The organism is Streptomyces xingningensis (assembly GCF_054957865.1).
In genome coordinates this window covers 1-13850 of sequence record NZ_JBDJPF010000025.1, presented here as the reverse complement: position 1 = coordinate 13850, position 13850 = coordinate 1, and the positions used below count along the sequence as shown (strand labels likewise).

Here is a 13850-nt window from a genome sequence, read left to right as displayed (position 1 = left end):
CATGGGCGAAGATGCGACCAGGGTGCACGACGAACTGATCCGTCCCCTGCCCGACGCGTTGAAGGAACACGCCGCGCGCGGACCGGGCCGCATCGCCTACGAGGACGCCCGGCGGAGCCTGACCTACGGGGAACTGGCCCGGCGGACCGCCCGGCTCGCGGGTCATCTGCGGCGGATGGGCGTACGGCACGGCGACCGGGTAGCGCTCTGCACGGGCAACCGGGTGGAGCTGGTGGAGAGTTGGCTGGCCGTGCTGCGTGCGGGAGCCGTGGGGGCGTTGCTCGACCCCGGCTCGACGGAGACCGAACTGGCCCATCTGATCGGTGATTGCGCACCGGTGCTGGTCATCACGGAAGCCGCTCTGTTGCCGGCGGTCGGACGTGCCGGTCCGGGTCCGCGGACGCTGGCGGTGGACACGGGCACCTTTGAAGAACTGGCGGGCAGCGACCCCGGACTCCTGCCGCGCGACGACCTCGGTCTCGACGAACCGGCCTGGATCCTCTACACCTCGGGCGCGACCGGTCCGGGCAAGGGCGTGGTGTCCACTCAGCGCGCCGCATTGTGGTCGGTGGCGGCGGCCTACGTCCCGCTGTGGGGGCTGGGGCCGCAGGACCGTCTGCTCTGGCCGCTGCCGATGGCCCACGCCTATGCCCACTCGTTGTGCTTGCTGGGGGTGGTCACGGTGGGGGCCGGCGCGTACCTCCTGGACCGCGGTGCCCGTCCGGCTCACGCGCTGGCCGACCGGCCGTTCACCCTCCTCGCCGGCGTGCCCGCCACGTACCGGCTGCTGCTCGACGAACTGTCCCGCCCCTCCCGGCGGCCGCTGCCGGGTCTGCGTCGGTGCGTGAGCGCGGGCGCGCCCTGCCCGCCGGAGCTGCGCTCGGCGGTCGAGCGGCAGTTGGGCGTTCCGCTGCTCGACGGCTACGGCTCCACCGAGACCTGCGGCAAGATCGCGGTCACCCCGTTCGACGGCGCCACGCCGGGCAGGCCTCCCGTGCCGGTGCCCGGTGTCGAGGTGCGGGTGACCGACCCGACGACCGGTGAGGACATCGCCGACGGAGGCGAAGGGGAGATCCGCGTCCGCGGCCCCCACCTGATGACCGGCTATCACCACCGCCCCGACGAGACGGCCCGGGCCGTACAGGGCGGCTGGTACCGCACCGGAGACCTCGGCCGCCGCACCCGCGACGGCTGTCTGCGCGTCACCGGCAGGGTCGAGGAACTGATCATCAGCGGCGGTGAGAACGTCAACCCCGGCGAGGTCGAACACGTACTGCTGAGCTGTCCCGGCGTCGCGGACGCGGCCGTCGTCGGCAGGCCGCACGACGTGCTGGGCGAGGTGCCCGTGGCATTCGTCGTATCCCGCCCTCAGGGCGTGGACACCGATACCCTCCGCGCCGCGTGCCGGGCGAGGCTGTCGGCGGTCAAGGTGCCTCACGAGTTCCACGAGACGGCCGCGCTGCCCCGTACACGCTCCGGCAAGGTCCAACGGCGGGCGCTGGCCGGGCAGTCAGCAGAGAAGGCCGCCACGTTATGCGCTACGGCCACCTCTGGGCTCCTCGAACGGCTGCGGCCGTTGCCCGCGTCCGCACGCCACGAAGCCGTGCTGCGCCTGGTCCTCGAAGCCGTGGCCGAAGCCGGTGACATGCCGGGACAGGATGTGGACCCGGAACGGCCCTTCGCCGGGCTGGGGTTCACCTCCCTCGCGGGAGTACGGCTGCGCGACCGGCTCACCGCGGTCACCGGGCTGACCCTGCCCACGACGCTGGTGTACGACCGGCCGACCCCCGCCGCCGTGGCCCGGAGCCTGTGCACCTCCCTCTTCGGCGATCCGGACACCAAGGCGGCAGCCCGTACGCCCCGCACCGGGGCGGCCGGGGAGCCGCTGGCCGTGGTCGCCATGGCGTGCCGCTACCCGGGAGCCGGCCGCGACGTCACCTCTCCCGAGGAGCTGTGGCGCCTGGTCGCGGACGCAGCCGACGCGACGTCCGGCTTCCCCGCCGACCGTGGCTGGGACCCGGCCGGTATCCACGACCCCGACCCGGACCGCCTCGGCGCCTCCGTCACCCGCCGGGGTGGATTCCTGCGCGGGGCCACGGACTTCGACGCGGCCTTCTTCGGCATGTCCCCCCGCGAGGCCCTGGCCACCGACCCGCAGCAGCGGCTGCTGCTGGAGATCTCCTGGGAGTTGTGGGAGCGGGCCGGCATCGACCCGCTCACCCTGCGGGACAGCGACACCGGGGTGTTCGTCGGCGTCATGCACGACGACTACGCCGGACGCCTCCTGCACCACGGGCCCCACGAGCTGGAGGCGCACCTCGCACTGGGGTCGGCGGGCAGCGTGACGTCCGGCCGCCTCGCCCACCACCTGGGGCTCCGCGGGCCCGCCGTGACCGTGGACACCGCCTGCTCGTCCTCGCTCGTGGCCCTGCACTGGGCGGCGCGGGCGCTGCGCTCCGGCGAGTGCGCGCTGGCCGTCGCCGGGGGAGTCACCGTGATGGCCACACCGGTGCCGTTCGTTGCCTTCAGCAGGCTGCGCGCCCTGGCGCCGGACGGCCGCTGCAAGCCCTTCTCCGCGGCAGCGGACGGCACCGGCTGGGGCGAGGGCGCGGGCCTGGTCCTGCTGGAGCGGCTGTCCGACGCCCGGCACAACGGCCACCCCGTGCTGGCAGTGCTGCGCGGCTCGGCCGTCGCCTCCGACGGCGCCTCCAACGGACTCACCGCCCCCAGCGGCCCGGCCCAACAGGACGTCATCCGGCGGGCGTTGGCCGACGCCGGGCTGACTCCGGCGGACATCGACACCGTGGAGACACACGGCACCGGCACCGCGCTCGGCGACCCCGTCGAGGCCCGGGCGCTCCAGGCCGCCTACGGGCAGGACCGCCCGGCGGACCGCCCGCTGTGGCTGGGCGCGCTGAAGTCCGTCACCGGGCACACCCAGGCCGCGGCGGGCGTCGGCGGTGTCATCAAGACCGTCATGGCCATGCGCCACGGGCGGCTGCCGCGCATCCTGCACTGCGAGCGGCCCACACCACAGGTGGACTGGGACGCGGGCGGCGTACGGCCGTTGACGGAGGACCGGGAATGGCCGACGGCCGACGGACGGCCCCGCCGCGCCGGGGTGTCGGCATTCGGGATCGGCGGGACCAACGCCCACCTCATCCTGGAAGAAGCCGCCCCCGAAACCTCTGCCGGATGGCCTGACCGCCCCGCGGACCCCGCGCCGCCCCCGCTGCTCCTGTCGGGCGCGGACGCGGGCGCGCTCCGCGACCAGGGCCGGCGGATCGCCGAACTGCTGTGCGTGGAGCCGGAGTTGTCTCCGCTGGACGTCGCCTTCTCCCTGGCCACCACCCGTGCCGCGCTCTCCTGCCGCGCCGCCGTGCCCGCCGGTGACCGTGCCGCTTTGCTGAACGCCCTGGACGGCCTGGCGGCGGACGGCCCCACGACCCGGGCCGGCGCCGCGGTCCGGACCACCGCCGCGCCCACGGCCCGTCTCGCCGTGCTCTTCACCGGCCAGGGGGCACAACACCCCGGCATGGGACGCGCCTTGCACGGCGTATTCCCGGCCTTCGCAACGGCCTTCGACGCCCTGTGCGCCCGTTTCGACGCGGCCTTCGGCGACGGCCTCCCTCCGCTGAAGGAGGTGCTGTGGGCTCCCGAGGACACCGCGGACGCCGCGGCCGTCCGCAACCGGACGGACCTCGCCCAGGCGGGTCTGTTCGCCTTCGAAGTGGCCCTCTTCCGGCTGCTGGAATCCTGGGGGATCCGGCCCGACGTTCTGGCCGGGCACTCCCTGGGCGAGATCGTCGCGGCCCATGTCGCGGGCATCCTGACGGAGCCGGACGCCGTCGCCCTCGTCGCCGCACGCGGACGCCTCATGCAACAACTCCCCGGCGGCGGAGCCATGGTGGCCCTGGAAGCCTCCGAAGAGGAGGCCCTCACGGAACTGCGCGCGATCGAGGACCGCGCGGCCGTCGCCGCCGTGAACGCCCGGCGCTCGGTCGTCGTCTCCGGGGAGAAGGAAGCCGTACTCGCCGTCGCGGACCGCTTCGCCGCCCGCGGGCGGCGAGTCACCCGGCTGCGAGTCGCCCACGCCTTCCACTCCCCGCTGATGGAACCGGCCCTGGCCGCCTTCGAACGAGCCGCCGCCGCCCTGAACTCCCATGCGCCGCGCATCCCGGTGATGTCCGCCCTGACCGGTCGCATGGCCGAAGGGGACGACCTGCGCTCGGCCGAGTACTGGACGCGGCACGCCCGTGCCACCGTGCGCTTCGCCGATGTCGTGCACCGGCTGACGCACGACGAACGTGTCACCGTCTGCGCAGAGTTGGGCCCAGGAGCGCAGCTCACCGCGGCGGCCACCGCCGGGCCCGCCCAAGAGGACGGCCGCGCACCCGTGTTCGTGGCCACCGCGCGGGGCGGTGCTCCGGAACCCGTCGCGCTGCTGTCCGCCGTGGCCCGGCTGCATGTGGAGGGAGTCCCGGTCGACTGGCACCGGGTGTACGAGGGCCGTGGCGCCCGGCGGGTGGACCTGCCGACGTACCCGTTCCAGCGCCTGCGCCACTGGCTGCCCGGCAGCACCGCCCCGTCCGCACCCCGCACGGACGACCGCGGCCATCCACTGCTGACCGAGACCGTCACGCTGCCCGGTACCCAGCGCCTGCTGTGCACCGGCAATCTGTCCGGTACGGACCAGCCGTGGCTCCACGACCATGTCGTCGCCGGGCGCACACTCGTCCCCGCGGCGGTGTTCGTCGAGACGGCGCTCCACGCGGGCGAAGCATGCGGACTCGGCGGACTGGAGGATCTGGTGCTGCCGTCCCCGCTCGTCCTGCCCGACGCGGGCGGGCGGATACAGCTGCAGGTGGCGCTCGGCGAACCGGACGCCGCCGGCCGCCGCACGGTGGACATCCACTCCCGCCCCCGGGCGACGGGCCCGCTCGGCGGCTGGACCCACCATGCGACAGGGCGGCTCGGCCCCGTACCGGAGGCCCGGGGGCACGGGGGTGACGGCATGGCCTGGCCGCCCGAGGGGGCCGTGCCCGTCGACCTCACCGGTGCCTATGAGCGGCCGGCCGCGGCGGGACACACCTATGGGACGGCGTTCCGGGGCGTCACGGCCCTCTGGCGGAAGCCGAGTTCGGGGGAGTTGTTCGCCGACGTGCGACTGCCTGCCGAGCTGCACGCCGAAGCGCGACGCTGTGTCATCCATCCCGCCCTGCTGGACGCGGCGTTGCACGTGCCCCTGCTCGCCGCAGGCTCCGTCGGCCCCACCCGCGTCCCTTTCGCCTTGTGCGACACGGCCGTTCACGCCGTCGGCGCCACGGCCCTGCGCGTCTGCGTCCGCACCGCCGGTGCGGACGAGTTCAGCGTGCGTCTCACCGATCCTGCGAACGCGCCGGTGGCCGAAGTGGGGTCCGTGACCACGCGTCCGCTGCCGACGCCCCTCCCCGAGGACGGAGCCGGGGCCCTGTACTGCCCGCACTGGGTCGGCGTTCCGGCCCACGGCGACGGACCGGCGCTCACCGTGACGCAACCCGACGACCTGGGACTCCGGACAGCGCTCTCCGAGGCCGGTACGGACCCCGGGCCGGCCGTCGTCTCCCTGACCGCCCCACCGGCGGCCGAGGTGGAGAACCCCGCCGAGGCCACGCGCGCCCTCACCGCACGCGCCCTGCGGGTGCTGCGGGAGCATCTGTCCCGCCCGGCGGACCATGGCGGGCGACTGGTCGTGGTGACCCGCGGCGCCTTCCGCGGCGCCCCGGACCTGCCGGCCGCCGCCGTGTGGGGCCTGGTGCGCTCGGCGCAGTCGGAGCACCCCGGACGGCTCACCGTGGTCGACCTCGACGACCACCCCTCATCCCCCCTGCTGCTGCCCGCCGCCGTCGCCACCGGCGAGCCACAACTCGCCCTGCACGAAGGCGCCGTACGCGTCCCCCGACTCACGCCCGCGACGCGGGAACCTGCCCGCAGCGGTGTCCTGGACGGCGGCACCGTGCTGATCACCGGCGGCACCGGGGGCCTCGGCGCGCTCCTCGCCCGGCACCTGGTCACCCGGCACGGGGTCCGGCACCTGGTCCTGCTCAGCCGACGCGGCCCGCGGGCGGCAGGGGCCACCCGGCTGCGGTCCGCGCTGGAACGCTCCGGGGCCCGTGCGGACGTGCTCGCCTGCGATGCCGCCGACCGTGCCCGGCTGACGGACACGGTCGCGCGGTACGCGTCCACCCTCACCGCCGTGGTGCACGCTGCCGGAGTCCTCGACGACGGCATCCTGGAGGCCCTCACGCCCGAACGGCTGGACGCCGTACTGCGGCCGAAGGCGGACGCGGCCTGGAACCTGCACGAGGCGACCGAGGGCCTGCCCCTGTCGCACTTCGTCCTGTTCTCCTCAGCGGCCGGACTGCTGGGCAATCCGGGCCAGGCCAGCTACGCCGCCGCCAATGCCTTCCTGGACGCCCTCGCCCGGCATCGCGCCGCCCTGGGCCTGCCCGCTCTCTCCCTCGCCTGGGGACCCTGGGGCGGACCGGACGGGATGGCGGCGGCCCGCCCGGACCGCCCCGGCCCGGCGGACGACGGCGTTCTACGAGCGATGCCCCCCGACCACGCGCTGGCCCTGTTCGACGCCGCCCTGGGCACGGACGCCCCGGTGCTCGCCCCGCTGCTGATCGCCCCGCCCCGGCCCACCGCCCCTCCCGGCGGCACCTCGCCGCTCCTGAGTACCCTGCTCCCTCCGGCCCGCCCGACCGCGCACTCCGGGAGCGCGGCGCCCGCGTCCGGGCGGCAACGGCTCGACGCACTGCCGGACACCGACCGGCGCGCCGCGCTGCTGGAACTGGTCCGCCAGGAAATCGCCGAGGTCCTCGCCCACCCCGACGCCTCCGCCGTGCCACCCGACCGCCCCCTCACCGAGCTGGGCCTCGATTCCCTGGCCGGGGTCCTGCTGCGCAACCGGCTCAGCGCTCGTACCGGCCTGTCCCTGGGAGCGGCCGTCGTCCTCGACCGGCCGAGCGCGCAGGAACTCGCCGACCACCTGTACGAGGCAATGCCGGGAGAGCCGGGGCCGGAGCAGGCCGGGCCCCGCCCGCCCCGGACGCTCGCCTCCCTCCACCGGCGCGTGTGCGAGACCGGCGACGTCGTCTCGGCCATGCACCTGCTTGTCACGGCCTCCCTCGCGCTGCCCTCCTTCGGCCCTGCCGAGGCTGCCCACCACTCGCTCGCCCCGCTCCGACTGGCCGAGGGCACGGACGGCGCTCCCGCGCTGGTGTGCTTCCCGGCCTTCACCCCCGGCCTCGGCCGCCCTTGTTTCGCCACCTTGGCCTCCTTCTTCCGCGGCGAACGGGACGTCCTCGAGCTCCGGCACCCGGCACTCGACCGGGGAGAAGTCGTCCCCCGTACCTGGGACACCCTCACGGAACTCCACGCCGCCACCGTGCGGGAGCACCTCGGCGACCGCCCTTACGTCCTCGTCGGCCACTCGATGGGCGGCTGTGCGGCCCACTCCGTGGCCGCCCGGCTGGCGGACACCGCGACCCCGCCGGCCGGTCTCGTCCTCGTCGACACCTACCACGTCACCCCGGGCGACGAGGACCTGCCGTGGCTGCTGGCCATGCCCGCCCGCCCGGCCCTCGAACTCGGCGAGCGGTTCGACGCCGCGGTGGACGACACCTCCCTGGCGGCCCTGGGCGCCTACAGCCGTCTGGCCCGCGGCTGGACCCCGGAACCCCTGCCGGTTCCCACCCTGCTGGTTCGCGCCACCCGGCCGCCGTCCCCGGGCGGGGGCTGGCGGCAGCCCTCCTGGCCCGCTCCGTGCACGACCGCCGATGTCCCCGGCGACCACTGGAGCGTCATCGGGGAGGACGCCCGTACCACCGCCGGAGAGATCAGCGCCTGGCTCGCCGGGCCGGGCGGCCCATGACCGGTCCGGACCAAGCCCGTTGGCGGAGGTGATGCCGGGCCTGCGGAACAACCGGCGCCGCCGGGATCGCCGCCGACGGGTGCTGATCGTCACTGCTCGGGCCTTTTCCGGCCTGGGAACCCTCGCCGGGCCCGGCCTTCGGCCCAGTACCCCGTCCAGGGCATCCGGACAGCGCCCCGGCACCAACCACCGATCATCTACGTGGTCATGCGCAACCACGCATACCCGACCCTCAAATCCTTCGCAGTACCGGAGAAGACACCAGGCGTCCCAGGACTCGTCCCCCGGCCCCGACTTCCGGCCCGAGGACCAGCGCCGGGCTGTGGCCGGCCGAGATGCGGTCGGCGAGGAGTCTCAGCCGCTCGGCGGGGCGTTCCAGTCGTCCATCGGGATCGACCCTGGGCACGGGCACGGGAGAGCGCGCGGTTGCACGATCTGGTGGGTACGGGTCGCCTTCTCTTGGCGTCAGGCGCTCTGCGCCGCTTGTCGACCCAGTCGTGCATTACCTCGACGAGCACGTCGGGCGGTGTCCGCCCCTCGCTGGTCGGGAGCTTGCCGAACTCGTCCCGCAGGGTCTGCGGGGACGACAGCCCATGGCCGTGGTCTGCACTTCTGACCAGTCGCCAGTGGTCCGGTGGAGGTAATGCCGTGGTGGTCAGGAAGGTGTCGTCGGCGTGGGCCCCAACACACGGATCGCGACGTCGATCGCGGTGGCCAGACGTTCGGGGTCGTGGCTGGCGCGTTCCCGTACCCGCAGCCCGAGGACCGTGGTGAACAGCAGTTCCACGGCGGCGTCGACGCCGAGGTCGGCGGGCAGTTCGCCCTTGCGCCGCCCCTGAAGCAGCAACGAGCGCAGTGCCTGCCGGGTGACCTCGAAGGCGGCCTCGGTCCGCTGGCTGACCTGGTCGTCGCTGGTGCCGAGTTCGGTGGCGGTGTTGACCACGAAGCAGCCTCGGCCGGGCTCGCCGCCGGGCGGGCAGGTGACCAGCCACAGCATCCAGTCCCGCAGCACTTGCCGGATCGGCCGGCTGTCGGTGCCGAGCAATCGCTCCGCCTGAGCGGACTCCGTGGCCCGGTAGTGGTCGAGCGCGCGCAGGAACAGCGTGTGCTTGTCGGTGAACGTCCGGTACATGCTGCTGGGCGTGAGCTTGAGCTCGTCACCCAGATCACGCACCGACGTGGCGTGATAACCGCGTCGCCAGAACAGCTCGGTCGCTCTGACGACCGCGTCCTGCTCGTCGAACTGTCTGGGGCGTGCCATGCCCTGAGTCTACCGAACTTGTGGAGCGATCGCTCCCGAATAAATGGAGGAGACACCGGTGACGACCGCAGAACAGTGCACCGCCCTGGCTGGCGCCCCGCAGACACCAAAAGAGGATCACTGGCTGGCGATCAGCGCAGTGGCCTTGGAACGTTCCTGCTGGTGACCGCCGAGCAACTGCCGATCGGCCTGCTCACCTCCGTGGGGTCGGCACTGTCGGTCTCCGAAGGAACAGCTGGGCTTATGGTGACGGTGCCCAGCCTGGTCGCCGCGGTCGCGGCACCAGTGGTGCCGGTACTCGTCGGCGCACTGGACCGCAGGCTCCTGATCCTCGGGTTGATGGCGTTGATGACCCTTTCCAACGTGGCATCGGCCGCGGTACCAAACTTCGCCGTCCTGGTGTCCTCCCGGGTGGCCTTCCCCTCGTGGCGTAGAGACCGTGAGTGCAAGGGAAGTTGGGAGTCATGGCGAACACGAGACGGAAGTTCGATGCCGAGTTCCGTGAAGGGGCTGTGCGGATCGTTGCTGAAACCGGCAGGACTCTCGCCGAGGTGGCGAAGGACCTGGGGATCAAGGAGACCACGCTGGCCAGCTGGATGTCCCGGGCCCGCAGAACGGGCGGGGTCACGGCCGGGGAGAGTGAGGAGGTCGCCCGGCTGCGCCGGGAGGTCGCGCAGCTGAAGAGGGAGAACAAGGAGCTGGTCATGGAGCGTGATGTCCTCAAACGCTGCATGGTCCTAATCCGTGTGTAAGTGGTTCCGGATCGCTCCGCGAGGAGAGCTCCGGACTGACTGACCGGCAGACGCCTGGCATGGTCTTGGCCCTGGAGGCCTCCCCACAGACCGGTGCTGCTGGTTGGTCGGGTTTCGCGGTGGTCACGCGGGCACCGGACTGACTCCTTGGTGTCTCCTGGCACTTGATGCCTCCCGACAGAGCGGGGCTGTCCGGTGTCCTCGGGCCATCGCGAAACCCGCCGGGCTGTACCGGACGTTGACCGTCGTGGTGTGAGCCCGCCGCACGGTGACCCCTCTCGAACTCCGCGAGCCCTTGAGCTCTGGCGAAGACCGGGGCCCGCGCGGCGCGCTGGTGCCGCGAACGGCTAGTGAGATGGCGGACCGAAGAGTCCTGGGATTAGGTCGCCGCGTGGCCCGCACAGGCTCGTCACCTGCACAGATACCAGCATCGAGGAGAACGGCTTGAAGATCTTCTGCGGCATCGACTGGGCCGAGAGCCACGTGCGCCACGAGGCGCTTGAAGTCGAGCGGGGGTGAGAGACCTTCGACTCCTGGCCGTCGCAGCGGCTGGGTGAAGCTGAGGGCAGCCTGATCCGGGAGACGCCGGGGAGGGTGGGAGCAGCCCTGACAACGTCGGGACGTGCCAGTACTGCCAGATGGCGCGGGTCCGGTCAGCGAGACGGGAAGGTGTACGAGAGGAACCAGTGTCTGACGCCCCTTAACGGCCCACCAGCTCAAATCTGGCGGATATGGGCTGGTCGCGGTGTGTACCTGCTTCTTGTGCGAGAGCGGGTAACTCCTGGTCGTCATGTGATCAGTGGCCAGGAGGCCACGGTGAATGTCTGCGGCGTAGCCGTGGCGATGCCGCAGGGGTAGAGCTGGGCGCCTCACCCGTCGATCGACTCTCAAGTGAACGTGGGAACCGTCCGGTGTCGTCCTCGCCCCGTGCAGCCAGCACGGCGGAAGGACAGGCGCGTCGTCTGCTGTTGGCGCCGGGCGGGGCGGAGGCTCCGTAGTAGTCCGAGGCCGGGAAAGCCGGCTGCATGGCCAAGGGAGCCAGCAAGTCAGTAGTGGAAGTGCTGGAAGACCGGGAGGACACTGGTGAATACGAGTGATCTGCCGCTCGGCTCGTTCCGGGGCGAGCGACGGGTACTGGAGATCCAGACCAAGCTGCACCGTTGGGCGAACGACGATCCTCATCGTCGGTTCGACGATCTTTACAACCTCGTCTGCGATCCCGCGTTCCTGGCCATGGCCTGGGAGCGGGTTGCGGGGAACAAGGGCGCACGCTCGGCCGGAGTCGACGGGATGACCGCCGCCTTCGTCCGGGAACGGATCGGCGAGGCACAGTTCCTCGCAGAGCTGCGGGAGCAGTTGAAGTCCCGCAGCTTCCGTCCGGTGCCGGTCAGGGAACGGATGATCCCCAAGCCGGGGTCGCCGCGCAAGCGGCGGCGCCTTGGGATTCCTTCTGTGGCCGATCGGGTGGTCCAGGCGTCCTTGAAGCTGGTGCTGGAGCCGATTTTCGAGGCGGACTTTGCGCCGTGCTCGTACGGCTTCCGCCCCAACCGGCGGGCGCATGACGCGATGGCCGAGACACGCTTTCTGGCATCCAAGACCTACGAATGGGTGCTGGAGGGCGACATCACGGCCTGCTTCGACGAGATCTCGCACTCGACCCTGATGGACCGGGTTCGGGCTCGGATCGGAGACAAGCGCGTGCTCGCGCTGGTGAAGGCGTTCTTGAAGGCGGGCATCCTCACCGAGGCTGGCACCTCCAAGGAGACCGTCACCGGCACCCCACAAGGCGGAATTCTTTCGCCATTGCTGAGCAATGTGGCCCTCTCGGTCCTGGACGAGCACTTCGTCAAGGCTCCCGGCGGGGCGCAGTCCACGACGAAGCAACGGTGGACACGACGCCAGAAGGGGCTGCCCAACTACCGGTTGATCCGGTATGCGGACGACTTCGTCATTCTGGTGTCGGGCACCCGAGCCCACACCGAGGCACTGCTTCCAGAAGTGGCGGAAGTCCTCTCCACCGTCGGCCTGCGGCTCTCGGAAGAGAAGACACTGATCACGCACATCGACGAGGGCCTCGACTTCCTCGGCTGGCGCATCCAGCGCCACCAGAAGCGAGGAACCGACCGGCAGTACGTCTACAACTACCCGGCCAAGAAGGCACTTCGGTCCATCAAGGCCAAGACGAAGGCGCTCTGCCGGATGAACGTCAGCCTGCCGCTGGCAGTCCTGCTGCACTGGCTCAACCAGGTGCTGCGGGGCTGGACCGCCTACTTCCGCCCCGGGGTGTCCGCCCGGGCCTTCCAATACCTGCGCATGATCGTCTGGCGTCAGGTCTTCGGATGGCTCCGGCGCAAACACCTCGGCACCGGGTGGAAGGAACTCCGCCGCCGCTACTGCGACGGCGGATGGTGGCCGCACGACGGCGACGTCGTCCTGTTCAACCCGGGCTCGGTAGTCACCACGCGATACCGGCCTCGGGGGACGACCATTCCGTCGCCCTGGCCCAGCACGATCTGAGGAAAGCACCTGTCCAACGGGGCTTGTGGAGAGCCGGATGCGGGGCCAACTCGCACGTCCGGTTCGGGAGGGCGGCGCGGAGAAACGGGCTGGGAGGAATCCCAGCACCGCGCTCCGCGCCGACCCCACCACGACATCGCCTTGGTCGACGAAGCGGGCACCTTGCTTGCCAAGCGCCGCATCGGCGACAACGCGGCCGGCTACCGGCTGCTGCTCGATCTGCTCGCCGAGCACGGCGACACCCCCGACGACCCGATACCGGTGGCCATCGAGACCGGCCGCGGCCTGCTGGTCGCCGCCCTGCGGACCGGCAAACGGCGCATCTTCGCGGTCAACCCACTGGCCGCCGCCCGATACCGGGACCGCCACGGCGTCAGCCGCAAGAAGTCCGACCCCGGCGACGCCCTCGTCCTGGCGAACATCCTGCGCACCGACATGCACGCCCACCGGCCGCTGCCCGCGGACAGCGAACTCGCCCAGGCCATCGCGGTCCTGGCCCGGGCCCAGCAGGATGCGGTCTGGAGCCGCCAGCAGCTGGTCAACCAGGTCCGCTCGCTGCTGCGCGAGTACTACCCAGCCGCGCTGGAGGCCTTCCTCGGCAAGCAGCACGGCCTGGCCCGCCCGGACGCCCGCGCTGTCCTGACCGCCGCGCCGACACCCGCGAAGGCGGCCCGGCTGACCGTGGCCCAGCTGCGGGCCGCCCTCAGGCGAGCCGGACGCCAGCGCGGCATCGACACCGAGGCCGACCGCCTCAGAACCGTCCTGCGCGCCGAGCACGGCCGTCACCTCCCGGCGGTCGAGGACGCCATGGGATCCCAACTCATAGCACTGCTGGCCCAGTTGGACGGTGCTTGCAAGGCGGCCGACCAGCTCGCCGAGGCGGTCGAGGCCAGCTTTCGCGAGCACCCGGACGCCGAGATCCTTCTCAGCTTCCCCGGCATGGGCGTCCAGCTCGCGGCCCGCGTGCTCGCCGAGATCGGCGACGACCGGACCCGGTTCGCCGACGCCCGCGCCCTGAAGGCCTACGCAGGCTCGGCCCCGATCACCCGGGCCTCCGGCAAGAAACGCTTCGTCGGACGCCGGTTCATCAAGAACAACCGGCTCATCAACGCGGGCTTCCTCTGGGCCTTCGCCTCGCTCAAGGCCTCGGCCGGAGCCGACGCACACTACCGCCGGCGCAGGGAACACGGGGACTGGCACGCCCAGGCCCAGCGGCATCTGCTCAACCGCATGATCGGCCAGCTCTACCACTGCCTGCAGACCCGGCAGGTCTTCGACGAACACCGCGCGTTCACCTCCTCATCTACTGATCTGGCCGTTGCGGCTTGACTTCTTACGCACGTGAGATGTCTGTGGGTGAAGTAGCTGTGGCGGACCCGGCGGCGCTCGTCGGGGTGATCAGCGA

General features: G+C 72.1%; 5 protein-coding genes. 4 read left to right on the top strand and 1 reads right to left on the bottom strand.

Annotated elements, in window-relative coordinates; genetic code table 11:
• The first annotated feature begins 1 nt into the window (after window position 1).
• Window positions 2–7915, top strand: coding sequence for an SDR family NAD(P)-dependent oxidoreductase (locus tag ABCR83_RS15215; protein WP_462695523.1), 7914 nt, complete (start codon window positions 2–4; stop codon window positions 7913–7915).
• 655 nt (window positions 7916–8570) lie between these two features.
• Here the strand turns inward: ABCR83_RS15215 and ABCR83_RS15210 are convergent.
• Window positions 8571–9176, bottom strand: a complete 606-nt coding sequence (locus tag ABCR83_RS15210; protein ID WP_462695522.1) for a TetR/AcrR family transcriptional regulator — start codon at window positions 9174–9176, stop codon at window positions 8571–8573.
• Window positions 9177–9640: 464 nt separating this feature from the next.
• Between ABCR83_RS15210 and ABCR83_RS15205 the strand changes: the two genes are divergently transcribed.
• The 3 genes from ABCR83_RS15205 to ABCR83_RS15195 all read left to right on the top strand — a co-directional run bounded on the left by ABCR83_RS15205 (window position 9641) and on the right by ABCR83_RS15195 (window position 13774).
• Window positions 9641–9928: a transposase gene (locus ABCR83_RS15205; protein ID WP_462695521.1), complete on the top strand. Its 288-nt coding sequence runs from the start codon at window positions 9641–9643 to the stop codon at window positions 9926–9928.
• Window positions 9929–11011: 1083 nt separating this feature from the next.
• Entirely contained in the window at window positions 11012–12445 is a 1434-nt protein-coding gene (ltrA, locus tag ABCR83_RS15200; RefSeq protein WP_462695520.1) for a group II intron reverse transcriptase/maturase, read from the top strand.
• A gap of 135 nt (window positions 12446–12580) precedes the next feature.
• Window positions 12581–13774, top strand: a complete 1194-nt coding sequence (locus tag ABCR83_RS15195; protein ID WP_462695589.1) for an IS110 family RNA-guided transposase — start codon at window positions 12581–12583, stop codon at window positions 13772–13774.
• The last annotated feature ends 76 nt before the right edge of the window (window positions 13775–13850 follow it).

Coding starts and splice junctions, on each gene's coding strand:
- ABCR83_RS15215 (WP_462695523.1), top strand. CDS start 2: ATGGGCGAAGATGCGACCAGGGTGCACGACGAACTGATCCGTCCCCTG.
- ABCR83_RS15210 (WP_462695522.1), bottom strand. CDS start 9,176: ATGGCACGCCCCAGACAGTTCGACGAGCAGGACGCGGTCGTCAGAGCG.
- ABCR83_RS15205 (WP_462695521.1), top strand. CDS start 9,641: ATGGCGAACACGAGACGGAAGTTCGATGCCGAGTTCCGTGAAGGGGCT.